General features: G+C 67.9%; 19 protein-coding genes. 11 read left to right on the top strand and 8 right to left on the bottom strand.

The window, feature by feature from the left end; genetic code table 11:
* Window positions 1-20 precede the first annotated feature (20 nt).
* The 4 genes from ACW7G5_RS09505 to ACW7G5_RS09490 are packed head-to-tail and all read left to right on the top strand — an operon-like array spanning window position 21 to window position 7040.
* Window positions 21-1496 (top strand): hypothetical protein, encoded by a 1476-nt coding sequence (locus ACW7G5_RS09505; protein WP_457003894.1) that lies wholly within the window; start codon window positions 21-23, stop codon window positions 1494-1496.
* Window positions 1493-5275: a type VI secretion system membrane subunit TssM gene (gene tssM / locus ACW7G5_RS09500; RefSeq protein ID WP_457003892.1), complete on the top strand. Its 3783-nt coding sequence runs from the start codon at window positions 1493-1495 to the stop codon at window positions 5273-5275. Before ACW7G5_RS09505 ends, tssM begins: the two co-directional genes overlap by 4 nt.
* Complete coding sequence (tagF, locus tag ACW7G5_RS09495) at window positions 5272-6252, top strand: type VI secretion system-associated protein TagF (RefSeq protein ID WP_457003891.1); 981 nt, start codon at window positions 5272-5274, stop codon at window positions 6250-6252. The genes tssM and tagF overlap by 4 nt, the downstream gene beginning before the upstream one ends.
* Before the next feature lie 2 nt (window positions 6253-6254).
* Window positions 6255-7040 (top strand): OmpA family protein, encoded by a 786-nt coding sequence (locus ACW7G5_RS09490; RefSeq protein WP_457003890.1) that lies wholly within the window; start codon window positions 6255-6257, stop codon window positions 7038-7040.
* Between the two features lie 44 nt (window positions 7041-7084).
* Here the strand turns inward: ACW7G5_RS09490 and tssA are convergent, their stop codons facing one another.
* From tssA to ald, 5 genes are all read right to left on the bottom strand, one after another.
* Complete coding sequence (tssA, locus tag ACW7G5_RS09485; protein ID WP_457003888.1) at window positions 7085-8149, bottom strand: type VI secretion system protein TssA; 1065 nt, start codon at window positions 8147-8149, stop codon at window positions 7085-7087.
* 50 nt (window positions 8150-8199) lie between these two features.
* A complete protein-coding gene (locus ACW7G5_RS09480; protein ID WP_457003887.1) occupies window positions 8200-8958 on the bottom strand; it encodes a hypothetical protein in 759 nt (252 codons plus the stop codon).
* 75 nt (window positions 8959-9033) lie between these two features.
* Complete coding sequence (lolA, locus tag ACW7G5_RS09475) at window positions 9034-9675, bottom strand: outer membrane lipoprotein chaperone LolA (RefSeq protein ID WP_457003885.1); 642 nt, start codon at window positions 9673-9675, stop codon at window positions 9034-9036.
* A gap of 119 nt (window positions 9676-9794) precedes the next feature.
* On the bottom strand, window positions 9795-12095 hold the full coding sequence (locus ACW7G5_RS09470; protein ID WP_457004001.1) for a DNA translocase FtsK: 2301 nt from the start codon (window positions 12093-12095) through the stop codon (window positions 9795-9797).
* A gap of 116 nt (window positions 12096-12211) precedes the next feature.
* Window positions 12212-13282: an alanine dehydrogenase gene (ald, locus tag ACW7G5_RS09465; RefSeq protein WP_457003883.1), complete on the bottom strand. Its 1071-nt coding sequence runs from the start codon at window positions 13280-13282 to the stop codon at window positions 12212-12214.
* A 173-nt stretch (window positions 13283-13455) separates the two neighbouring features.
* Between ald and trxB the strand changes: the two genes are divergently transcribed.
* The 4 genes from trxB (at window position 13456) to infA (ending at window position 16705) form a co-directional block, all read left to right on the top strand.
* Entirely contained in the window at window positions 13456-14409 is a 954-nt protein-coding gene (gene trxB / locus ACW7G5_RS09460; RefSeq protein WP_457003881.1) for a thioredoxin-disulfide reductase, read from the top strand.
* Between the two features lie 39 nt (window positions 14410-14448).
* Window positions 14449-15585 (top strand): GNAT family N-acetyltransferase, encoded by a 1137-nt coding sequence (locus tag ACW7G5_RS09455; RefSeq protein WP_457003879.1) that lies wholly within the window; start codon window positions 14449-14451, stop codon window positions 15583-15585.
* A complete protein-coding gene (gene aat / locus ACW7G5_RS09450; protein ID WP_457003877.1) occupies window positions 15582-16334 on the top strand; it encodes a leucyl/phenylalanyl-tRNA--protein transferase in 753 nt (250 codons plus the stop codon). The genes ACW7G5_RS09455 and aat overlap by 4 nt, the downstream gene beginning before the upstream one ends.
* Window positions 16335-16486: 152 nt before the next feature.
* The gene (gene infA, locus ACW7G5_RS09445) at window positions 16487-16705 is read left to right on the top strand and encodes a translation initiation factor IF-1 (RefSeq protein WP_343253921.1); all 219 of its coding nucleotides are present in this window, start codon (window positions 16487-16489) and stop codon (window positions 16703-16705) included.
* 115 nt (window positions 16706-16820) lie between these two features.
* Here the strand turns inward: infA and clpA are convergent, their stop codons facing one another.
* Window positions 16821-19100 (bottom strand): ATP-dependent Clp protease ATP-binding subunit ClpA, encoded by a 2280-nt coding sequence (gene clpA / locus ACW7G5_RS09440; protein WP_457003875.1) that lies wholly within the window; start codon window positions 19098-19100, stop codon window positions 16821-16823.
* Window positions 19101-19277: 177 nt separating this feature from the next.
* Window positions 19278-19598: an ATP-dependent Clp protease adapter ClpS gene (gene clpS, locus ACW7G5_RS09435; RefSeq protein ID WP_343253919.1), complete on the bottom strand. Its 321-nt coding sequence runs from the start codon at window positions 19596-19598 to the stop codon at window positions 19278-19280.
* Between the two features lie 156 nt (window positions 19599-19754).
* Between clpS and ACW7G5_RS09430 the strand changes: the two genes are divergently transcribed.
* The 3 genes from ACW7G5_RS09430 to ACW7G5_RS09420 are packed head-to-tail and all read left to right on the top strand — an operon-like array spanning window position 19755 to window position 21948.
* Entirely contained in the window at window positions 19755-20234 is a 480-nt protein-coding gene (locus tag ACW7G5_RS09430; RefSeq protein ID WP_457003873.1) for an NUDIX hydrolase, read from the top strand.
* Window positions 20231-21343, top strand: coding sequence for a tRNA 2-thiouridine(34) synthase MnmA (gene mnmA, locus ACW7G5_RS09425; RefSeq protein WP_457003999.1), 1113 nt, complete (start codon window positions 20231-20233; stop codon window positions 21341-21343). Before ACW7G5_RS09430 ends, mnmA begins: the two co-directional genes overlap by 4 nt.
* A gap of 5 nt (window positions 21344-21348) precedes the next feature.
* Window positions 21349-21948: a lysogenization protein HflD gene (locus ACW7G5_RS09420; protein WP_457003997.1), complete on the top strand. Its 600-nt coding sequence runs from the start codon at window positions 21349-21351 to the stop codon at window positions 21946-21948.
* 112 nt (window positions 21949-22060) lie between these two features.
* Here ACW7G5_RS09420 and ACW7G5_RS09415 read toward each other — a convergent pair whose 3' ends face one another.
* A complete protein-coding gene (locus ACW7G5_RS09415) occupies window positions 22061-22426 on the bottom strand; it encodes a DUF3817 domain-containing protein (RefSeq protein WP_457003871.1) in 366 nt (121 codons plus the stop codon).
* Window positions 22427-22578: the final 152 nt, after the last annotated feature.

Here is a 22578-nt window from a genome sequence, read left to right as displayed (position 1 = left end):
GGGTTCCTGATCAACGGATGATGAGCAGACTTCTGCGCTTTCTCATGTGGCTGTTGCTGACCGCCCTGGTGGTCTGGGTGGTCGTCATCGGCTACTGGAAGATCGTGGGCGTACGTCCCGATGTCCGTGCCCTGGTGCTGTACCTCGGCGTCCTGCCGCTGGGTACGTTCGCGGTCCTGGCGCTGCTCAAGCACGGCCTTGCGAACGCCCGCAGCAAGGCCTCCAACGCGCAGGCTGACTCTTTGGAAGCTGCAGGCGACGACGCAGCGACGGGTGGGGACGCCCCCGCAGGCGAGCCCGCCACGCCTGTCGGCATCCTGGCCAGTGCAGTGCAACTGCCCGCGGGCAGCGACGTCGCGAGCGTGCTCGGGGCGATCGGCACGCCTGCGGCACCGCAGCTGCATCAGAAACTCAAGGACGGGTCCGGTTATCCGGTGTTCGCCAGCTGGATCGACGACGTCGACACCGATGCGGTGATGCAGGCGTTTGAAGCCGCCGGCGGCAAACACGCCGATATTCGCCGCCTCCCCGAAGAGCAACTCCGCGCCTTCGGCCTGATGCTGCCCGTCACGCAGGACCTGCTCGCCGAGGTGGTCGCAGAAGACTGGCTTGCTGCGCCACTCCCCTCGGTCAGCGGAGGACGCTCGACGGCCCCGCCGCCCCCCAGGCTGCAGGCCAGCATCCTCCTTCCTTCGGAATGGACTTCCGCGATCCGGGAACTGGCGGTGGCCTGGTTCGTGGAAGAAGCACGCGCTGCCGGCATCCTCGCCGGACAGTTGGTTGCTGAGGTCATCCCGGCCTCTGGTAGCGACGAGGTCTGGCGCCACCTTTCGAAAATCGCATTGCCATCCTCCCCGCCCTCCCCCGCGCCGGTCCTGCATCTCGTACTGGCATGCCACTCCCAGCTCGGGGAACGCAGCGTCCAGCGGCTGGACCAGGCGGGGCAGCTGCTTTCGGCCATGCGCAGCGAAGGCATCGTGCCGGGTGAAGGCGCGGCCGGCGTCCTGCTGCTTGCAGCCGACGCGGACGGCGGGTTCGCGCTGCCGCCGAAGGCCGTGCTCCGCGCACACGCCACCATGCGCCAGGGCGTGTCCTGGCAACCGCGCACGGCAGTCCAGCAAATGGAAGACCTTTTCGGGCAGGTTCTCGCGCGCGCACCGGGCGCGACCAGCGATGAAGTGAAGGCAATGGTCAGCGATGCCGACCTGCGCAAGTCGCGCGCGACCGCCGTTGCCGGATTCATGGATCGGGCCCTTGAGCACCTGGATCCCGAGAGCGACTGCATGGCCACGGGGAGCAGCTGTGGCCATGCGGGCATCGTGTCCCCGCTTTCCCTGATTGCATTGGCCGCCGAACGAGCGGCGGCAAATGACCAGCCCGTGCTTGCAGTGGCGGTTGCGGAACCCGACCAGCGCACCATCGCCCTTGTGTCTCCCCCCGACTCCCCGGCTGCCGACGAGACGGCCGAATCCTCCAGCAACCCGCAGGCAACATGAGCAGACTCCGCTATTTCCTCACCGACTATCGAACGATCACGGCGCTCGGGCTGCTGCTCGCCGGAGCCACCCTCTTCCTCGGCGTCGACGGCATGAAGCAGGTGGGCTTCTGGCTGCTGGTCGCCGGTGTCGTGATTACGCTGGTCTGGCTGCTGGTCTGGGGAATCCGCAGGATCCGTACGCGCCGGGCCGCGAACAAGCTTGACGACATGATGCGCGACCAGGCGGACACCGCCCTGGCGCATGCCAAGCCGGCCAGCCGTGCGGACACGGAGGTGCTCCGCGAAAAGATGCTCGAGGCGGTCAAGGCGATCAAGACTTCGCGCCTGGGCCAGGCCCGCGGCACCGCGGCGCTCTACGAGCTGCCCTGGTACGTGATCATCGGCAATCCCGCAGCCGGCAAGAGCACGGCGGTGCTCAATTCCGGGCTGCAGTTTCCGTTCGAGGACAGCCGCAGCAACGTCATCCACGGCATCGGCGGCACCCGCAATTGCGACTGGTACTTCACCACCGAAGGCATCGTGCTCGATACCGCCGGCCGCTACACCGTCAGCGTCGAGGACCGACTGGACTGGCTGACCTTCCTCGACCTGCTGCGCGCCAACCGGCCCATGGCCCCCATCAACGGCGTGATCATTGCCGCGAGCATCGCCGAACTCACCGGCAGCAAGCCGGAGTTCGCGATCGAGCTGGCCAAGAACCTGCGCCAGCGCGTGCAGGAACTGACAGAGCGCCTGGAGGTATTCGCGCCGGTGTACGTGGTGTTCACCAAGGCCGACCTGATCGCCGGGTTCTCCGAGTTCTTCAGCACGCTCGACCCCGCGGAACGTGAGAACGGCTGGGGTGCCACGCTGCCCTATGAAACCGGCGGGACGACCGACGCGCTCGTCTCGTTCGACACGCACTTCGACATCCTCTCCGACGGCCTGAAGGAAGTCGCGCTGTCCCAGCTTGGCATGCGCCGCGGCCAGGACTCCGGGCCGGCGCTGCTGACGCTGCCATTGGAGTTCGCGGCGATCAAGCCCGCCCTGCGCACCTTCATCGCGACGCTGTTCGAAGAGAACCCCTACCAGTTCAAGCCGGTGTTCCGCGGCTTCTACTTCACCAGCGCGATCCAGGAAGGCGCATCGGTCCATCGCGCCTCGGAGCGCATTTCCCGGCAGTTCGATCTCGGCCCGGCGCCCGCGGCAGAGGAAACACCGGCGCCCGAGGATGGCTCGCAGGACGGCTTCTTCCTGAAGGGACTGTTCCGCAAGGTCGTTTTCGCCGACCGGCAGCTGGTCAAGCAGCACTCCACTCCGCGCCGCACGCGTCTGCGTTACGTCGCCTTCCTCGGCGCCGCCGCCGTGCTGGCCCTGGTCCTGGCCGGCTGGACCTGGTCGTATACGGCCAACCGCCAGTTCGCCTCCAACGTCACCGCGGACCTCGGGAAGGCGGTGGAGGTGCAGCAGGGCCGCGTCGATCTGAAATCGCGGATCGAGGCACTGCTGATCCTGCAGCAGCGCCTGGAACAGCTCGAGCAGTACCGCGAGGACAAGCCGCTGTCGCTCGGCCTGGGCCTGTACCAGGGGGCGCGCATCGAGGAGAAGGTGCGCCGCGAGTACTTCAACGGCATGCGCCAGATCATGCTGCAGCCGGTGACCGAGCGGCTTGAGGGCTTCATCGGCGATTTCGTCGCCAACGGCAAATCGAGCCCCGCTGCAGAGGCTCCTGAAGGCGGCACGCAGGAAGCCACCGACACGCTTTACCAGGAGGCGTCGGCCACGAGTCCCGATGACGGCTACGCCGCGCTGAAGGCCTACCTGATGCTTGGTGACCGGTCGCGCGTAGAGCCCAGTGCCCTGTCCTCGGAGCTGACCCGGTTCTGGCGCAACTGGCTGGAAGCCAACCGCGGCCAGATGACGCGCGAGGAGATGGTCCGCAACGCGGAGCGGCTGATGACGTTCTACATATCCCAGTCGTCCGCATCGGACTGGCCGACGATCGAAACCAGGTTTGCGCTTGTCGACGACTCCCGCAACCTGCTGCGCGAGATCATGAAGGGCAAGCCAGCCGTCGAGCGGGTATATGACGACGTCAAGACCCGGGCAGCCACCCGCTACCCGACGATCACCGTCGACTATCTCGTCGGCCAGGACGTCAACAAGGGCGCGATCACGGGCAATTACGCGATTTCCGGCGCCTTCTCCCGCGCGGCATGGGAAGGCTATATCCAGGATGCGATCAAGGAAGCATCCAACACCCAGCTCAGCACCACCGACTGGGTCCTGGAAACCAGCGCGGCCACCGACCTCACCATCGCCGGGAGCCCCGAGCACATCGCCCAGGAGCTGGCCGGGATGTACAAGACCGAGTACGCACGGGAATGGCGGCGCTTCGTCGACAATGTCGCGATCGCCGAGTTCCCGAGCTTCGACGTGGCGGTGACCCGGATGGACAGCCTCGGTGATCCAAGGAACTCCCCGCTGCTCAAGCTGATGACGCAGATCAACGAGAACACCATCTGGGACAACCCGAAGGCCCAGAGCGAGCTCATGGGCAAGGCCCGCGAAGGCATCACCGGATGGTTCGAGCGCGTGATCATGCGTCGCAACCCGACTTCGATCCCGGTTCGACTCGATCCGCAGACCGGTCGCCAGGAGCCCGTGCCAGCAGGCCCCGTGGGAAGCGAGTTCGCAGGTTTCGCGCGCTTGATGGCCGGGCGTGACGGCGGTGCGTCGATGCTCGGCAGCTACTTCGAAGCACTGGGCGGGGTGCGGACGCGACTGAACGGCATTCGTACCCGGGGCGCGACGGAAGCCGGCGCGAGCAAGCTGATGCAGGACACGCTGGCCTCGGGATCCGAGCTGTCGGAAGCACTGAAGCTGGTGGACGAGCAGATGCTCGACGGCATCGACGACGCGCAGAGGCAATCATTGCGCAGCCTGTTGCTGAGACCGTTGACGCAGACCTATGCCGCGCTGGTCGGCCCCACCGAGACCGAGCTCAACCATGTCTGGTCCGCGCAGGTCTACCAGCCCTTCGAGAGCGGCATCGGACAGCGCTACCCGTTCACTCCCGGCGCTTCGGTAGAGGCCGTGCAGTCCGACATCGAGCAGGTATTCGGACCCAACGGCAACGTCGCCCAGTTCAGCAAGGACACGCTCGGCAGCCTGGTCACCCGACGCGGCAACGCGCTGGAGCCGGCGCGCTGGGCAAACATCGGGATCACGCTGTCGCCCGAGTTCCTGGCGGGATACCCCACCTGGGTGGCACCGCTTGGCCAGGTCGCCTCCAGCGCTGGTGGTTCCGGCGGCGGCGCGCAGCAGACCTTCCAGATCAAGCCGCAGCCGGTGTCGGGTCTCAACGAGTACACGATCGAGATCGACGGCCAGGTCCTTCGCTACCGCAACACGCCGCCGCAGTGGCAGACCTTCCGCTGGCCCGGCCAGGGGACGCCGGGCGTACGGGTCTTCTCGATCACCGCGAGCGGCCAGTCGGTGGAATTCCTGAACGCGCCGGGCAACGAGGGCCTGAGCAGGCTCTTCGACGCCGCGGATCAACGCACCATCGGCGACGGCCACTACCAGCTGACCTGGCAAGCGGCGGGCAGCCCTGCCATCACCATCGAGCTCCAGATCATCGCGGCGCCCGTCCAGTCGAACAGCGGAGGAAGTTCGGCCGGGCTCACTACCAACAGCATGCGCGGACTGCGCCTGCCCGCAACGGTCACGCCGGCCACGCCGGCACCGGCCACCCAGCCATCCGTTGGCAGCCCGCAGCCGGAGGTGCAGCGATGAACGAGGTGGCGATCCCGGTCAGCTATTTCGGCAAGCTGCCATCGCGTGGCGATTTCGTGCGCACGCCGGACAACCATCAGCTGATGAACCTGCTCGACCGCTGGGTTGGCAGTGGCCTGGAGCTGCTGAGCCATGACGTTGCATGGAAGCAGTCCTATGAAGCCGCGCAGTCCCTGCACTTCGCGTTCCTGGGGCCGCGCAGCAAGCTGGTGATCGCGGGCCACTTGCAGCCGAGCCGCGACACCTCGGAGCGCCGGTTCCCGTTCATCGCAGCCACGCACCTGCAGGTCCCGCCCTCGCTGGATTTCGTCGCGCGCAGCCCGCTGGCATTCTCCCGCCTGTGGGTGTCGCTGGCCCGCATGGTGCGTGCGGCAGTAGCCGCGGAGGACCCGACCGACCCGCTACGCCAGATCGCCGAGACCCGCTTTTCGCTCAACCCGACTCCTGCCGCATATGACGCAACCTTTCAGGACTTCCTGGACATGCAGGTGCTGGATTCGCTCGAAAGCGCCCTGGCCGATGCCGGGCACGGCCAGGTCACGCTGAAATGGGCGCTGCCGGCACTGGGTCTGCTGCTGCAGCCGGCCCTGGGCGGCGCCGCCATGCCCATAGACAAGGGCCTGTCGCTGCCCCTGCCACGGGATCCGCTGTACCGCCCCCTTGCCGCCGCGTTCTGGCTGGACCTGGTCTCCGGCTTTCTGGCGCGTGCCGACGTCGAGCTTGCACTGATCATCAACGAGGGCGACAAGCCGCGGCTGACCATCGGCTTCAACGGCGCCGATGGCCGGATCCTGCACAGCGCGATCGATCCCCGGGCGGGTGCCGAACGCCTGATCAACGTCGACGCCGCGGATTGGGTCGAGGACCAACTGCAGGGCGATTACGCGCTCAACAAGCTGGCCAGCTACCTCGACCGCAGTGATCTGTCGCTGCGGTCCGCGCGGCAGGTTTTCCGCGAAACGTTCCTTGGAGCATGAACATGCGAACCGCCATCGCCATCGCCACCGGCATCCTGGCCATCGGCTTCCTGGTCCCGCACGCCGCACTGGCCCAGGCCGGGGGCGCGGATCTTCCGCCCATCGTGGTCGAGGGCGTGGTACCCGACGAAGCCAGCAAGGCAGCCGTGCTCGCCAAGGTGCGTGAGGTCTATGGCGCCGAACGCGTGGTCGACAGGGTCCTGATCGGCACCGTGGTTGCGCCGCCCAACTGGAGCGAGAACGTCGCGAAGCTGGTGGACCCCAAGCTCAAGCAGGTCACCAGGGGCGAGCTCGATGTCAACGGCAACAGCGTCACCATCAAGGGCACCGTGGTCAACGAGCTGCAGCGACAGCAGGTGGCCAGCCAGCTGCTGACCTCCTTGAACTCTTCCTACGCGGTGAATGCCGACGGCCTGGTGGTCGGGGATTCGCCGCAGAACCTGATCGATGAGGTGCTGGCCGACCGGATCATCGAGTTCGAAAGCGGAAGCGACCGGCTCACCCCCGCCGGCCAGCGGATCCTGGACGAGCTTGTCGGCCCGATGAAGGATGTCGGCAATGCGCGGGTACAGATCATCGGCCACACCGACAATGTCGGGCAGCGCCAGGGCAACCTGGGCCTGAGCCTCGCGCGTGCGGAGCGCGTGCTCGAGTACTTCAGTGAGAGGGGCGTGCCGACCTCGGGCCTCAGCGTCCTTGGCCGTGGGCCGGACGAGCCCGTCGCCGACAACGCCACGCCGGATGGCCGAGCCCGCAATCGCAGGATCCAGTTCACGGTCCTTCAGTAGTCCGCCTCCCGCGCCAGGGCGCGGGAGCTTGTTCCGGCGACGATCTATTCGTCGCGCGCGCCTTCGTCGACGTCCAGGAGTTCTTCCACCTGGGCCAGCGTGGAATCGTCCTTGATCACCCGCTTCAGCCACACGTGGAGCGGCATCTCGCCCCAACGCGCCGCCTTCTCGGCAAGATAGGCGACCGGGCTGTGCGGCTCCGTGCGGCGGAAGAATTCCGCCACGCGGCGCAGCTGGGCCAAGGCCTCCCGGCGTGAACCGATCTGCGAGGACAGCCCGCTGCCCTGCCCCGCCGGCGCAGCCGTTTCCTGCGCCTGCGGTTCGTCGCCTTGCTCCAGCTCGATATCACCGTCGAACAGGACTCCCGCGTCCCTTGCATAGCGCATGACCAGGCCTCGCGAATACGCGAGCTGGTCGCGGACCGCGCCGAAGCTCGGGCCATCGCTGCCCAGCCGCGCATCGACGACAAGCTCCAGTTCCTTGAGCGCGGCTTCGCAATCGGGCACTGCGTCGACCAGCTGTGCGTAGAACTCGCGCGAAGTCGCGCGCCGCGCCGCCTCCATCACCTCCAGCGGTGGCAGGCCATCGATCGCGGCAGCGTGTTCATCCGGGCTGTTCTGCCTGATCCGCGCGGTATCGAACTGGATCTGGCTGAAGCTCCCCTGCTGCCCCTGCGTCAGGGGAATGTCCTTGATCCACTGGACCGAGTGCGACAGCAGCCAGCTGAAGTTGCCGATGCGCTGCTCGTAATCGTCATCCTCGACCTCCGGGTACAGCGCGTCCCAATAGCGTTCACACAGCCCGGCCATGACGCGATACCCCTGCGCCAGGCCCTGGAAGCCGTGGAGGCGAACCGACGCCTCGGAAAACCACACGGCAAGCTGCAGGTCCTTGGTGCGCTTGCCCAGCAGCTCGGTCGTGTCGCGGTAAACAGCGGGCCAGTCGGCGACCTTGAGGTCGGTGACCCATTCGCCCTGGTCCAGGGTGGGGTCATCCCCGCGCCTGGCCTCCTGGATCCGGTCGTACTCGATGGAGAACGCCATGTCCTCGCCGCACGGGTTGTCTTCTGAAATCGGTGCCAGCAGTTCCCCTGCTTCCGGCATGGTCATGGTGTCTTCCTGAACATGGTTGTCGGGCGATTCTAGCGTGCCCGACCTGCTCAGTAACCCGCCAGCGGCTCGTGCTCCCGCGCAGCGGCAGCGGTCACCAATGTGTGGTTGATGCGCAGCCATGTACCGGCGTGCAGGTCGTAGAGCGCCTCGACGTTCGCGACGGTGCTGCCACCGGGCCCGAAGTCGGCAATGCCGCTGGCCTCGATGTGGAGGAAGCGGCTGCCCGACTGCATGCTGCTGATATCGTCGAACTGCAGGAACACGCGCGCGGCCCCGGGCAGTGACTCGAGCTCGCCGGCCATGCGCGCTTCCAGTTCGCCCAGCAGGGCTGCGTCATTGGGGACGAAGCGTTCACCGGCGCCCTCGCCATCCGCTCCCAGGTCGATTTCCGGATAGCCAGCGGTGGCGAACAGGGGGTCGTAGCGGGACCGGTAGTGGAATGCGAGCCAGTCGTCGTCGTTGCCGCTGAAACGAAGCTCGCCTACGCCGTGCACGACGTGGTCTCGCGGGCCCGTGATCTCCACCTCCGCTGCGCCGAGCTTCAGCTCCAGCATGCTGTCGCCGAACTCATCGCCAAGTGTGGCGACCAGCACCGCGGCAACGGCCGCCAAGACCTGCTCGTCCACCGGCGAAGGCATGGAAATGGTGTCGGCAGCCCGCACAGCAGCGTCCTCTCCTGCCTGCGCGGATGCACACGGCGCGGCCACGGAAAGCATGGCCAGGAGCAGCAGCTTGGCGCGGCGGACTGCCGGCATGGAGGGTGTCCCGTTGCGGTTATGTTCCTGAGAACGCAGGAACGGCGCCAACGGGGACACCATGGACACCTTTCAGGTCTCCGCGGGCAGCATTCCGGGCCGGCGCCAAGCACCGGCCCCGAAGACTCACCCCTCGCCGACCACGTCCACGCCAGCCGGCGCGACGAAGCGGAAGGTCCCGCGATCGAAGACAGGGTTCCGCTTCCAGCCGCTGAACGTGACCTCGGTGCGCTGGCCCAGGCTGTCGACCACTTCCATGCGCACCAGCGACGCACCCTTGAAGCCCAGGCGGGCGCTGCTGAAGCTGGCCTGGTCGGCATCGCGCGGCGACAGCTGGAGCCAGGAAAGGCCCTCGGCCTCACCGCCTTCGCGGACGTTGAAGTCGCGCTCGAGCTTCGCCGGATCGACCAGGGCCGCCAGCGGGCTGTTCTGCTCTTCCGGCCCCTGCGCACGCACGGTCACCTGCTCGAGGTCGGGATCGTAGACCCAGACCTTCTCGCCATCGGCCACGATCAGCTGCTCGTAGGGCGTCGCGTATTCCCAGCGGAACAGGCGCGGCGCCGACAGCGCGACGCGGCCGCTGGAGGTTTCCTTCAGGCGGCCATCGAGGTCGTAGAGCTTCTGTTCGAACTGTCCGTCGAGCCCCTTGAGGCTGGCGCTGAACGCAGCGAGATCGTCGCGGGCGCCCGCGTACGCGGTGCCGGCGATGGTGGACAGCAGGGCCAGTGCGGCCAGCCAGTAGCGCATGCGGGTCATAGGTGGCTCCATCCGGGGAATGCGTTGCGAAGTGTCGCTTGCGCAGGCTGAATGCGGGATCACGCGAGTTTCCAATGTGGGAGCGGCCATGGCCGCGATCGCCGCTATAGCGGCTCCCACAAGTCGAAGGGCTACTGCGGCGGCGGCGGCGCAAGCACGCTGCGGTCGCCGTTGTGCTCCGGCGGCGTGACCACGCCTGCGGCCTCCATGGCCTCGACCAGCCGCGCGGCGCGGTTGTAGCCGATCTTGAGCCTGCGCTGCACGCCCGAGATCGACGCGCGCCGGGTCTCGGTCACCACGCGTACGGCCTCGTCGTAGAGCGGATCGCTCTCGTCGCCGCTGCTGCTGGACTCAGGCAGGCCGGTGGCGCCGACCACGACGCCGTCGCCCATGGTCTGCACTTCTTCCAGCACGCCGGTGATGTAGTCCGGGCCGCCGCCCGATTGCTTCAGGTTCTCGACCACGCGATGCACCTCTTCGTCGGAGACGAAAGCACCGTGCACGCGCTCGGGCATGGCCGTGCCCGGCGGCAGGTAGAGCATGTCGCCATGGCCGAGCAGCGTCTCCGCGCCCGACTGGTCCAGGATCGTGCGCGAGTCGATCTTGCTCGACACCTGGAACGCGATGCGGGTCGGGATATTGGCCTTGATCAGGCCGGTGATGACATCGACCGACGGCCGCTGCGTGGCCAGGATCAGGTGGATGCCGGCCGCGCGGGACTTCTGCGCCAGGCGCGCGATCAGCTCTTCCACCTTCTTGCCGACGATCATCATCATGTCGGCGAATTCGTCGATGAAGATGACGATGAACGGCAGGGGCTCGAGCGGCTGCGGCAGCTCGTCGATGTCGGGGTTGGCCTTGAACAGCGGGTCCAGCAGCGGCTGCCCGCTGTCCGCGGCCTCGCGCACCTTCTTGTTGAAGCCGGCCAGGTTGCGCACGCCCACCGCGCTCATCAGCTTGTAGCGGCGCTCCATCTCGGCCACGCACCAGCGCAGGCCGTTGGCGGCCTCCTTCATGTCGGTGACCACCGGCGCCAGCAGGTGCGGGATGCCCTGGTAGACGCTGAGCTCCAGCATCTTCGGGTCGATCATCAGCATGCGCACGTCCTTGGCGGACGCCTTGTACAGCAGGCTCAGCACCATGGCGTTGACCGCCACCGACTTGCCCGAGCCGGTGGTGCCGGCGACCAGCAGGTGCGGCATCCGCGCGAGGTCGGCGACCGTCGGCCGGCCGGCGATGTCCTTGCCCAGCGCAAGCGTCAGCGGGCCGGCCGCCTTGTCGTATTCCTTCGAGCGCAGGAGTTCGGACAGGTAGATCATCTCGCGGTGCGTGTTGGGCGTTTCCAGGCCGATCACCGACTTGCCCGGGATCACGTCGACCACGCGCACCGACTTCACCGAAAGGCCGCGGGCGATGTCCTTGTCCAGCGAGCTGATCTGGCTGACCTTGATGCCCGGCGCAGGCTCGATCTCGAAGCGGGTGATCACCGGGCCCGGATAGGCGCCGACCACCTGCGCGTCGATGCGGAAGTCCTTGAGCTTGAACTCGATCTGCCGCGACAGGGTTTCCAGGGTGTCGTCGTCGTAGCCCTTGGGCTGCGGCTTGGGATCGTCCAGCAGCGCCAGCGGCGGGATGCCGCTGCCGTCGGCGACGTTGAACAGCGGGATCTGCTGCTCGCGCTTGGCGCGCTCGCTCTTTTCCACCACCGGTGCCGGCGGCGGCTCGATCCGGACCTTGCCGCGCTTGGCGCGCAGCTCGGTGTCGATCTTGCGGACCTCGGTGCGCTCCTCGCGGTGGGCGCGCGCTTCCTGCCACTCGCTGGCCTGCTTGCTGCCGCGGCGGAACAGCTCCGGCAGCCGCAGCACCCAGTGACCGATGACATCCATCACCTTGAACCAGGACAGGCCCGTGGCCAGGGTCACCGACACCAGCAGCAGCGCCAGCAGGAACAGGTTGCCACCCACCGGCCCGAACGCCGAATACAGCGAGTTGCCGACCAGGCGGCCGAGGATGCCGCCGCTGCCCGCCGAATAGCCCGCCACCGCGCCAATGCGCAGGTACAGGAGTCCGGTCGACGAGACGATGAAGCCGACAATGCCCACGAGCCGCAGCGCCGGGCCGAGATCGGCCTCGCCATCGCCATCGGTGTCCATGCCGAAGAGAGCGATCCAGGCCACCGCGCCGAGGATCAGCGGCAGCACGAACGCGACGTGGCCGAACAGCCCCAGCAGCACGTCGGCGGTCCAGGCACCGACCCTGCCGCCGGCGTTGTTCAGCGGCGCGGTCAGGCTGCCGGCGTTGCTCCAGCCCGGATCGGACGGCGAATACGTCGCCAGGCACACCATCAGGTACACCAGCAGCGGCGCGATCGCGATCAGCGCGATGTCGCGCAGCAGCTTCTGCCGGCGCGGATTGGGTGCCGAGGCGGCAATGCGCGGCGCCGGTTTGCGCTGGCGCCGGGTGCCGCGTTCGGATGCCGGGCGTGCTACCACGTGTGATCAGGCCTTAAGAAGTTCCTGCAATGAGATGATTTTAATCACATTGCAGGTCAAACGGCCATGCCCAGCAGGGCGGGATGGACCAGTTGGCCCCCGGCGACGTTGATGCCGCGCGCCAGCGCCGGGTCGGACGTCCAGTCGCCGCCGGCGGCCAGCCGGTTCACCCAGGGCAGGATCGTGGCGCAGATCGCCTGCGAGGACGTCTGTGGCACGGCGCCGGGCATGTTGGTCACGCAGAAGTGGGTCACGCCCTCTTCGACGTAGGTCGGCGCCTTCCAGGTGGTCGGTCGCGAGGTCTCGAAGCAGCCGCCCTGGTCGATCGCGATGTCGACCAGCACGCTGCCCGGCTCCATCGCCTTGAGCATGTCGCGGGTCAGCACCTTGGGCGCCCTGGCCCCGGCCACCAGCACCGCGCCGATCACCAGGTCGGCGGATGCCACCTCGCGCGCGACCACGTCGTGGTAGGGATAAAGCGCAGTGACGTTGGCGCCCAGGCGCATCATCTCGTCCATGCGGTCGGTGCGCATCTCGAACACGGTGACGTTGGCGCCGCCGGCGGCGGCCAGGGTGGCTGATGCACCGCCCGCCTTGCCGCCCCCGAACACCACGACCTTGCCGCGATCGGTCGAAGGCAGTCCGCCGAGCAGCTTGCCCTTGCCGCCTTCCGGCTGGTGCAGGAGGTGCGTGCCGACCTGCACGCCAATGCGGCCGGCGACGATCGACATCGGCGCAAGCAGCGGCAGGTCTCCGTTGGGAAGCTCCACGGTCTCGAAGGCGACGGCGGTCAGGCCGATGTCGAGCAGGCTGCGGGTCAGCGCAGGCTCGGCCGCCAGGTGCAGGTAGCAGAACAGGAGGTGGTCGCGGCGCAGGTGCTCGAGGTCGCCTGCGATCGGCTCCTTGACCTTGACGATCATCTCGCCCTTTTCGTACAGCGCGGCGGCATCGGGGGCGATGTTGACGCCCAGCGCGGCGTAGTCGGCATCGGCGAAACCGGACTTCACCCCGGCATCCTTTTCCAGCCATACATCGTGGCCGCGCTTGACGAGATCGCCCGCCGCGGCGGGGACGAGGGCGACGCGACCCTCCAGGGTCTTTGTTTCCTTGGGAACGCCGATACGCATCTTTCGCCCTCTGGGGTGATGCACGAAAAACGCCGCATTTGCGGCGCGTCTCAATCCTGCTGCGGGCAACCCTGCGTTGCAGCCACGACAGCCGCTTGCGCCTTGTCTTGCCGCCCCGGCGACGCCAAGCTATGGGCTTCCCAACGCCGTGTTTCCATGGCCCGCGAGTATACATGACCACTTCCAAGCACTGCCGCCTGCTCATCCTCGGTTCCGGTCCCGCCGGCTGGACCGCCGCCGTCTACGCCGCCCGCGCCAACCTCAAGCCCGTGGTCGTCACCGGCCTGCAGATGGGCGGCCAGCTGATGACCACCACCGAGGTCGACAACTGGCCCGGCGACGCGCACGGACTGATGGGCCCGGACCTCATGAACCGCATGCAGGCGCACGCCGAACGCTTCGAGGCCGAGGTCATATTCGACCAGGTGCACAGCGCCGACCTGTCGCAGCGCCCGTTCCGCCTGAAGGGCGACAACGGCGACTACACCGCCGATGCGCTGGTGATCGCCACCGGTGCCACCGCCAAGTACCTGGGGCTGCCATCGGAAGATGCGTTCAAGGGCCGCGGCGTCTCCGCCTGCGCCACCTGCGACGGCTTCTTCTACAAGGACCAGGACGTGGCCGTGGTCGGCGGCGGCAACACCGCGGTCGAGGAGGCGCTGTACCTGTCCAACATCGCGCGCAAGGTCTACCTGGTGCACCGCCGCGACACCCTGCGCGCGGAGAAGATCATGCAGGACAAGCTGCAGGCCAAGATCGACGCCGGCAAGATCGTGCCGGTATGGCACCACGTGGTCGACGAGGTACTCGGCAACGAGGCCGGCGTGACCGGCCTGCGCCTGAAGTCGGTGCAGGACGACAGCACGCGCGAAATCGACGTGCACGGCTTCTTCGTCGCCATCGGCCACACGCCCAACACCTCGCTGTTCGAAGGCCAGCTGGCGATGAACAACGGCTACCTCGAGATCCGCTCGGGGCTGGCCGGCGGTGCCACCGAAACTTCGGTGCAGGGTGTGTTCGCCGCCGGCGACGTGGCCGACCAGGTGTATCGCCAGGCGATCACCTCGGCCGGCTTCGGCTGCATGGCGGCGCTGGATGCCGAGCGCTTCCTCGACAAGGACGCCTGAGCGGCGGCGCGCGGCGGGCGGCCCCGGTTGAGCCGCGGCATGCCCGTCGTGCGCATCCACGCTTCGCTTTCAGGCATCCCGGCCGCGGGCTGGGACGCGCTGCATGACGGCGGCAACCCGTTTGTCGCGCACGCCTTCCTGGAAGGAATGGAGTCCGCCGGCTGCCTGCGTCCGCGTTGGGGCTGGACGCCCCGGCACGTCGCGCTGTGGGACGGCGACACGCTGGTCGCCGCGGCACCCGGCTACCTGAAGGAGAACTCGCACGGCGAGTTCGTCTTCGACCACGCGTGGGCGCACGCCTATGCGCGCTACGGACGTGATTACTTTCCCAAGTGGCTGGGCGCGGTGCCCTACTCCCCGGTCACCGGGCCGCGACTGCTGGCGCGCGACGAGGCCGCGCGCGCCCGGCTGCTCGCGGCCATCGCCGACGACGCGCTCGCGCTGGGACTGTCTTCGGCCCACGTGAATTTCCACACGGCCGCGGAAGAGGCCGTCTTCGGCGATGACTGGCTGCGGCGCACGGACATCCAGTACCACTGGCGCAACGCGGCGGGCTGGCCCGACTTCACGGCCTTCCTCGCCGACATGGACCACCGCCACCGCAAGAACATCCGCCAGGAGCGGGCGAAAGTCGCGCGCGCCGGGGTCACGTTCCGGGTGCTGCACGGCGACGAGGCGACCGCGACCGACCTCGCCAACATGCATGACTTCTACCTCGAGACATTCGCCGATTACGGCAACTCGCCGGCGCTGACCCTCGAATTCCTGCACCACCTGGCCGCCACCATGCCGCGTGCGCTGGTACTGGTGCTGGCCGACCTCGACGGCGAAGCCATCGCCGGTGCGCTGTGCCTGCGCGGTCGCGACACGCTGTACGGGCGCTACTGGGGCGCCGTGCGCCAGCTGCCCGGGCTGCACTTCGAGACCTGCTACTACCAGGGCATCGAGTACTGCCTGCGCGAGGGGCTTTCGCACTTCGAGCCGGGCGCCCAGGGCGAGCACAAGATCGCGCGCGGCTTCCTGCCCACGGCCGTGCGCAGCCGCCACTGGATTGCCGACCCCGACTTCCGCCAGGCACTTTCGGAGTGGTGCCGGCAGGAGGAAGCCACGGTCGACGGCATGATGCAGGCGCTGATGCGGCGCTCGCCCTTCCGCGACGTGCCGGCTGCCACGTGAGCCGCGCCCTGCCCGCCCTGCTGGACGCGGACCCGGGCGCGCCGTTCCCGGATCCGGCGACGGCCCTGCGTGAGCCTGACGGCCTGCTTGCCGTGGGCGGCGACCTGGCTCCGGCGCGGCTGCTCAATGCCTATGCCAACGGCATCTTTCCCTGGTATTCGGAAGGCCAGCCCCTGCTCTGGTGGTCCCCGGATCCACGCACGGTCTTCCGCACCGACGGTGTGTACCTGTCATCGCGCTTCCGCAGGCAGCTTCGGGGCTCGGACTGGAGCGTGGTCGCCGATCGCGCGTTCGACGAGGTCGTCCACGCCTGCGCCACGACCGTTCGCGGCGACGGCCACGGGACCTGGATCACCGACACCATGCGCGAGGCGTATTCGGCCCTGCACGCCCTGGGCCACGCGCATTCCATCGAGGTCCGGGGCGGGGACGGACGGCTGGCGGGCGGGCTCTACGGCGTCGCGGTGGGCCGGATGTTCTTCGGCGAAAGCATGTTCAGCGGGCAGAGCGGTGGCTCGAAGGTCGCCCTTGCCGCATTGGCCCGCGTGCTGGATGGCTGGGGCTGGCCATTGCTGGACGCCCAGGTGGAGAACGCGCACCTGGTGCGGATGGGCGCGCAGTCCTGGCCGCGCGACCGGTTCCTGGCCGAAGTGCGCCGCCTCACCGCCCTGCCGGGCAGGGTGGGGTCTTGGGCGGGTGACTTCGGCGAGCTTTCCGCACCCGCGCTGGCCCGCTGGGAGCAGCTATAGCCGCGATGCCGTTGGCGGGGCTCGATCGACGGGACCGCGATCGCGGCCATGGCCGCTCCCACAGGGAACTTTTGCGCTACGCGGCCGGGCGTGCGACAATTCCCGTCTTACGGGCAACGCGCCCGGCCCACAGATTGGTCAGTACATACCGCATGGCGAAAGACGATGTCATTGAATTCGAAGGCGCGGTCTCCGAGACGCTTCCCAACACGGTGTTCCGTGTGAAGCTGGAGAACGGGCATGAGATCATCGCGCACATCTCCGGGCGCATGCGCAAGAACTACATCCGCATCCTGACCGGTGACCGGGTCAAGGTCGAAATGACCCCGTACGACCTGACCAAGGGTCGCATCACGTATCGCATGAAGTAAGGCGCGCCCGCGCCTGAAGAGGAAAGGCGGCCCGCGGGCCGCCTTTTTTGTAGTGGGAGCGGCCATGGCCGCGATCGCCGCTATAGCGAGACCCACCGCCCGGGGGCCGGGCAGCTCAGTCCACGGTCGCCGGCAGCAGCTTCTCCGGCTCCGCCTGCACGTCGAGCACCAGCTCGCCGTCCACGGCGTCGATCGAGACCTTGCCACCGCCCGCAAGGCGCCCGAACAACAGCTCGTCGGCCAGCGGCCGCTTCACCTTGTCCTGGATCACGCGCGACATCGGCCGCGCGCCCATCAGCGGGTCGAAGCCATGCTGGGCCAGCCACTCGCGCGCCGCCGGCGTCGCCGCCAGGCTCACGCTCTTCTCGTGCAGCTGCTCCTCGAGCTCGATGATGAACTTGTCGACCACGCGCAGGATGTGCTCGAAGCCCAGCGGCTGGAACTGCACGATGGCGTCCAGGCGGTTGCGGAACTCCGGCGTGAAGCCCTTGCGGATCACCTCCATCGCATCCGTGCTGTGGTCCTGCTGCATGAAGCCGATCGTGCGCCGCGCCGCCTGCGCTGCGCCCGCATTGGTGGTCATCACCAGGATCACGTTGCGGAAGTTGGCCTCGCGACCGTTGGTATCGGTCAGGATGCCGCGGTCCATCACCTGCAACAGGATGTTGAAGATGTCCGGATGCGCCTTCTCGACCTCGTCCAGCAGCAGCACGCAGTGCGGCGTCTTGACGATCTTCTCGGTCAGGAGCCCGCCCTGGTCGAATCCGACGTAGCCCGGCGGCGCGCCGATCAGGCGACTGACCGAGTGCGATTCCATGTACTCCGACATGTCGAAGCGCACCAGCTCGATGCCCAGCTGCAACGCCAGCTGGCGCGTGACCTCGGTCTTGCCGACGCCGGTGGGGCCCGCGAACAGGAAGTTGCCGATCGGCTTGTCGGGATTGGCCAGGCCGGAGCGCGCGAGCTTGATCGCCGACGTCAGCGTTCCGATCGCCGGATCCTGGCCGAAGATCACCATCTTGAGGTTGCGCTCGAGATGCTCCAGCACGTCCTTGTCCGAAGCGCTGACCTGCTTGGCCGGGATGCGCGCCATCTTGGCGACGATGGTCTCCACCTCCTCGACGTCGATCAGCGACTTGCGCAGGTTTTCGGGCAGCAGGCGCTGGCGCGCGCCGGCCTCGTCGATCACGTCGATCGCCTTGTCAGGCAGCAGGCGGTCGCCGATGTGCTTGACCGACAGGTCCACCGCCGCCTGCAGCGCCTCGTCGGCGTAGGTGACGTCATGGTGGGCCTCGTAGCGGGGCTTCAGGCCCTGCAGGATCTCGTAGGTCTCACCGACCGTTGGCTCGACGATGTCGATTTTCTGGAAGCGGCGCGCAAGCGCCCGGTCCTTCTCGAAGATGCCGCGGTATTCCTGGAAGGTGGTCGAGCCGATGCAGCGCAGCTCGCCCGAAGCCAGCGCCGGCTTGATCAGGTTCGACGCGTCCATCGTGCCGCCCGACGCGGAACCGGCACCGATGATGGTGTGGATCTCATCGATGAACAGGATCGCGCTCTCGTGCTTGCCGACCGCGGCCAGCACCGCCTTCAGCCGCTTCTCGAAGTCGCCGCGGTACTTGGTGCCGGCCACCAGCGCACCCAGGTCGAGCGAGTAGATGGTGGCATCGGCCAGCACCTCGGGCACTTCGCCATCGACGATGCGTTTGGCCAGGCCCTCGGCGATCGCGGTCTTGCCGACGCCGGCCTCGCCGACGTACAGCGGGTTGTTCTTGCGGCGGCGGCAGAGCACCTGGATGGTGCGCTCGATTTCCTCGGCGCGGCCGACCAGCGGGTCGATCTTGCCCTGGCGGGCAAGTTCGTTGAGATCGCTGGCGAACTCTTCCAGCGCGTCGCCCTTGCCTTCGCCCTCGCCGACTTCGGCCTTGGGCTCGGAATCGCCGGAGTCGGACTGCGGCTCCTCACCCGTGCGTGCGATGCCATGCGACAGGTAATTCACCACGTCGAGCCGGCTCACGTCCTGCTGGTTCAGGAAATAGACGGCGTGCGAATCCTTCTCGCCAAAGATCGCCACCAGCACGTTGGCGCCGCTGACCTCCTTCTTGCCGGAGGACTGCACGTGGTAGACCGCGCGCTGCAGGACGCGCTGGAAGCCCAGCGTGGGCTGGGTGTCGCGGCCGTCGTCATCGGCCAGCCGGGAAACAGAGCTGGCGATGGCCTGCTCGAGGTCGGAGCGCAGGCGGTGGAAGTCGGCGTCGCAGGCCTTCAGCACCGTCTCTGCCGAAGGGTTGTCGAGCAGCGCCAGCAACAGGTGCTCGACCGTCATGTACTCGTCGCGTGCCTCGCGGGCGCGCTTGTAGCACTGGCCGATGCTGTATTCGAGATCCTTGCTGAACATGGGGCGGGGGCCTCCTGGATTCACTGCTTACCAGATGGGGATGCCCGGAGGCTTTTTCCATCCGGCGACGGATTCCTTGTAGGCCTTCGCCTGCACCAATGGCAAGCGTCGGCCACGGGCCACAGTATCCCCGCAGGCGATGTCAGCGCAGGGTGCAGGCGAAGGCGGCGGATCCGCTCAGGCCTTTTCCATCGTCGACAGCAGCGGGTGCTGGTTCAGGCGCGCGTACTCGTTGACCTGGGCGACCTTGGATTCGGCCACGTCGCGGGTGAATACCCCGCACACGCCGCGACCTCGGGTATGCACGTGCAGCATGACCTGGGTGGCACGTTCCAGGTCCAGGCCGAAGAAGCGCACCAGCACTTCCACCACGAAGTCCATCGGCGTGTAGTCGTCGTTCAGCAGGAAGACGGAATACAGCGGCGGCCGCGCCAGTTCGGGGCGACCGACCTCGACGGCGACGCCGTGGTCGCGCTCATGTCCGGAGTTGTTGCTCATGGCCGTGATTATACCGGCGCGCCCGGTGGACGGACCCCGCCTGCCGGGGGAAAATGCCCTGCCAGCCAACGGTTCCCGCATGCAGCCTGCCCGCCTTGTCCCGACGATCCACGCCGACGCCCCGATGCGTCCGGGCGCGCGTGGGCGCTACCGGCCGTGACCTATCGGCAGGGCCGGGTCTGGCAGCCCGACGTGACCGTCGCCACCGTGGTGGTCGACGACGGCCGCGTGCTCTGCGTCGAGGAGTACTCCGCGGGCCGACTGGTGCTGAACCAGCCCGCCGGCCACCTCGAGCCCGACGAGGACCTTGTAGATGCGGCGGTGCGCGAAACCCTCGAGGAATCCGGATGGACGGTGGAGCCCACCGCCTTCATCGGCGCCTACCAGTGGACCTCCCCCACCCGCCCGGACGGCACGCCGGGCCGCCACTACCTGCGCTTCGCCTTCGCTGCGCGACCGCTCTCGCATGATCCGGCGCGGTCACTGGACGAGGGCATCGTGCGCGCGATGTGGCTGACTCCCGCAGAGCTGGAGGCGCAGGCGGAGCGACACCGCAGCCCCCTGGTCTGGCAGGTCGTGGCCGACCACCTGGCCGGCAGCCGGCAGCCGCTTTCGCTGCTGCGCTCGGTGCGCTGATGGCGCCGCGCATCATCGTCGGCATGTCCGGCGGCGTGGATTCCTCGGTCGCCGCCCTGCTCCTGCGCGGCGCCGGCGAATCCATCGCCGGACTGTTCATGGACAACTGGGCCGATGACGGCAGCGGCCACTGCCGCGCCGACGAGGACCGCCGCGACGCCGTGGCCGTCTGCGGCCGGCTGGGGATCCCGATCCACTTCCGCGACTTTTCCGGTGAGTACTGGGCCGGCGTGTTCGAACACTTCCTGGCCGAGTACGCAGCGGGGCGTACGCCCAATCCCGACGTGCTCTGCAACCGCGAGATCAAGTTCAAGCATTTCCTGGATGCCGCGCGCGAGCTGGGCGCCGCGCGCATCGCCACCGGCCACTACGCGCGCGTGGACCACGACGGCGCGCACTGGCGCCTGCTGCGCGCCGCCGACCGCGGCAAGGACCAGAGCTACTTCCTGCACCAGCTCGGGCAGGCGCAGCTCGCCGCCACCGTGTTTCCGCTAGGCGAACTGAAAAAAGGCGACGTGCGCGCGATGGCCAGCGCAGCCGGCCTGCCGACCGCGGCGAAGAAGGACTCGACCGGCATCTGCTTCGTCGGCGAGCGCGATTTCCGCGAGTTCCTCGGCCAGTACCTGCCGGCGCGGCCGGGTGAGATCCGCACGCCCGGCGGGCAGGCCGTGGGCGAACACCAGGGCGTGTTCTACTACACGCTGGGCCAGCGCGAGGGCCTGCACATCGGCGGCCGTCGCGGTTTCGAAGACAAGCCGTGGTACGTGGTGGGCAAGGACGTGGCGTCCAACGTGCTCACGGTTGACCAAGGGCATGACAGCCCATACCTCATGTCACAGATCCTGCGCAGCGAGGCCGCGCACTGGATCGCCGGCGCGCCGCCATCCACCCGTTTCAGCTGCACGGCGCAGACGCGCTACCGGCAGCAAGAGGAGCCATGCGAAGTGACAGTCGATGATTCTGGTGCCCTGCGGGTCGCCTTCCCGCGCCCGCAGCGCGCAGTGACGCCCGGCCAGTCCGTGGTGCTGTACGACGGCGACGCCTGCCTCGGCGGCGCCGTGATCGCCGCTACCGACGCGCCGGCCGGCACGTTGGAGGCATCGGCATGAGCGACATGCACGAGCGCATGCTGGCACTCGCCGGCCTCGCCCAGGCGCTGCGCCAGGTGCGCCGCGTGGCAGAGACCGGACAGGCCGAGGGCACGGTGCTTGAAACCGCGCTTGGCAGCGTGTTCCGGATCGACGCGGAGTCCCCCGCCGACGTTTACGGCGGCGTTCCCAACGTGCGCCCGGGCCTGATGCTGGTGCGCGACTACCTGGCCAACAAGGGCCAGGACCCGCTGCTGCCGAAGCTGGCGCTGGCGGTGACCCAGCTCGAGCGCCGCTTCGTGCAGGACGACGATATCGCCGGACGCGTGCACGAAGGCATCCTTGCCGCGCGCATCGAGGCCGAACGCCTGGGAACGGCCCACCCGGAGGTGCTGGCGAAGCTCGGCACCCTGTACGCCGACACCGTCAGCCACCTGCGCCCGCGCGTGCTTGTTCAGGGCAACCCGCACTACCTGGGCCAGGCCGCGATCGTGGCCGAGATCCGCGCGATGCTGCTGGCAGCGCTGCGTTCGGCGGTGCTGTGGCGTCAGTTTGGCGGCAGTCCGTGGGACTTCCTGTTGCGCCGTGGGGCGATGGCGCAGGCGGTTGAGGATCTGTTGGGCTGAGGGAGCGGTTGACCAGCTTTTTTGCCACGGATTCGCGCGGATCAGGGCGGATTTTCGCGGATAGGGCAAAAGCGGTTGGGGGTTGGGGTCGGGTTCGGCCGACACTTGGCTGCTACATGGGGCCTGTGCGTTCCGCACCCGGATCAGCCGGCGTCGCCGCTCCCGACAGCAGGCCACGGCGGCGGAACCAGTATTCGAGGGGCAGCGTCGCCAACGGCGGGATCGCGGCAAGCACCGCGAGCAGCAGTGCCCACATCGGCCAGCGCAGCCTGACGCCTGCGACGAATGCGACCACGACATAGAGCAGGAAAGCGGCGCCGTGCAGGCGCCCGAACAGCCAGACGCCGAGTTCGGTCGTGCCGCTGACGTACTTGAGGTACATGCCGACCAGCAGGCCGGCCCAGGTGAAGGCTTCGATCAGGGCGATGGCCGTGAAGAGTTTGCCGGTGGGTGACAGAGGGTTTCGGGGGGATTGCATTTGTTGGGATCCGGATCAAGGCGGGGGTTACAAAGGCGGGGTTACATGCTGGTCGCGGCTATGTCCGCTCTGCAGGAGCACGCTCCGGGCGATCGCGGCTAAAGCCGCTCCTACAAGAGCGGGGGATTGGCGGGGGAGGATGTAAGGAAAAC

The organism is Luteimonas sp. A501, assembly GCF_054052085.1.
This window is presented reverse-complemented; position numbering and strand designations above follow the sequence as displayed.

Coding starts and splice junctions, on each gene's coding strand:
- tssA (WP_457003888.1), bottom strand. CDS start 8,149: ATGACCATGCCGGAAGCAGGGGAACTGCTGGCACCGATTTCAGAAGAC.
- clpA (WP_457003875.1), bottom strand. CDS start 19,100: ATGTTCAGCAAGGATCTCGAATACAGCATCGGCCAGTGCTACAAGCGC.
- lolA (WP_457003885.1), bottom strand. CDS start 9,675: ATGGAGCCACCTATGACCCGCATGCGCTACTGGCTGGCCGCACTGGCC.
- ACW7G5_RS09490 (WP_457003890.1), top strand. CDS start 6,255: ATGCGAACCGCCATCGCCATCGCCACCGGCATCCTGGCCATCGGCTTC.
- trxB (WP_457003881.1), top strand. CDS start 13,456: ATGACCACTTCCAAGCACTGCCGCCTGCTCATCCTCGGTTCCGGTCCC.
- ACW7G5_RS09420 (WP_457003997.1), top strand. CDS start 21,349: ATGCACGAGCGCATGCTGGCACTCGCCGGCCTCGCCCAGGCGCTGCGC.
- ald (WP_457003883.1), bottom strand. CDS start 13,282: ATGCGTATCGGCGTTCCCAAGGAAACAAAGACCCTGGAGGGTCGCGTC.
- tssM (WP_457003892.1), top strand. CDS start 1,493: ATGAGCAGACTCCGCTATTTCCTCACCGACTATCGAACGATCACGGCG.
- clpS (WP_343253919.1), bottom strand. CDS start 19,598: ATGAGCAACAACTCCGGACATGAGCGCGACCACGGCGTCGCCGTCGAG.
- tagF (WP_457003891.1), top strand. CDS start 5,272: ATGAACGAGGTGGCGATCCCGGTCAGCTATTTCGGCAAGCTGCCATCG.
- infA (WP_343253921.1), top strand. CDS start 16,487: ATGGCGAAAGACGATGTCATTGAATTCGAAGGCGCGGTCTCCGAGACG.
- ACW7G5_RS09505 (WP_457003894.1), top strand. CDS start 21: ATGAGCAGACTTCTGCGCTTTCTCATGTGGCTGTTGCTGACCGCCCTG.
- ACW7G5_RS09455 (WP_457003879.1), top strand. CDS start 14,449: ATGCCCGTCGTGCGCATCCACGCTTCGCTTTCAGGCATCCCGGCCGCG.
- ACW7G5_RS09415 (WP_457003871.1), bottom strand. CDS start 22,426: ATGCAATCCCCCCGAAACCCTCTGTCACCCACCGGCAAACTCTTCACG.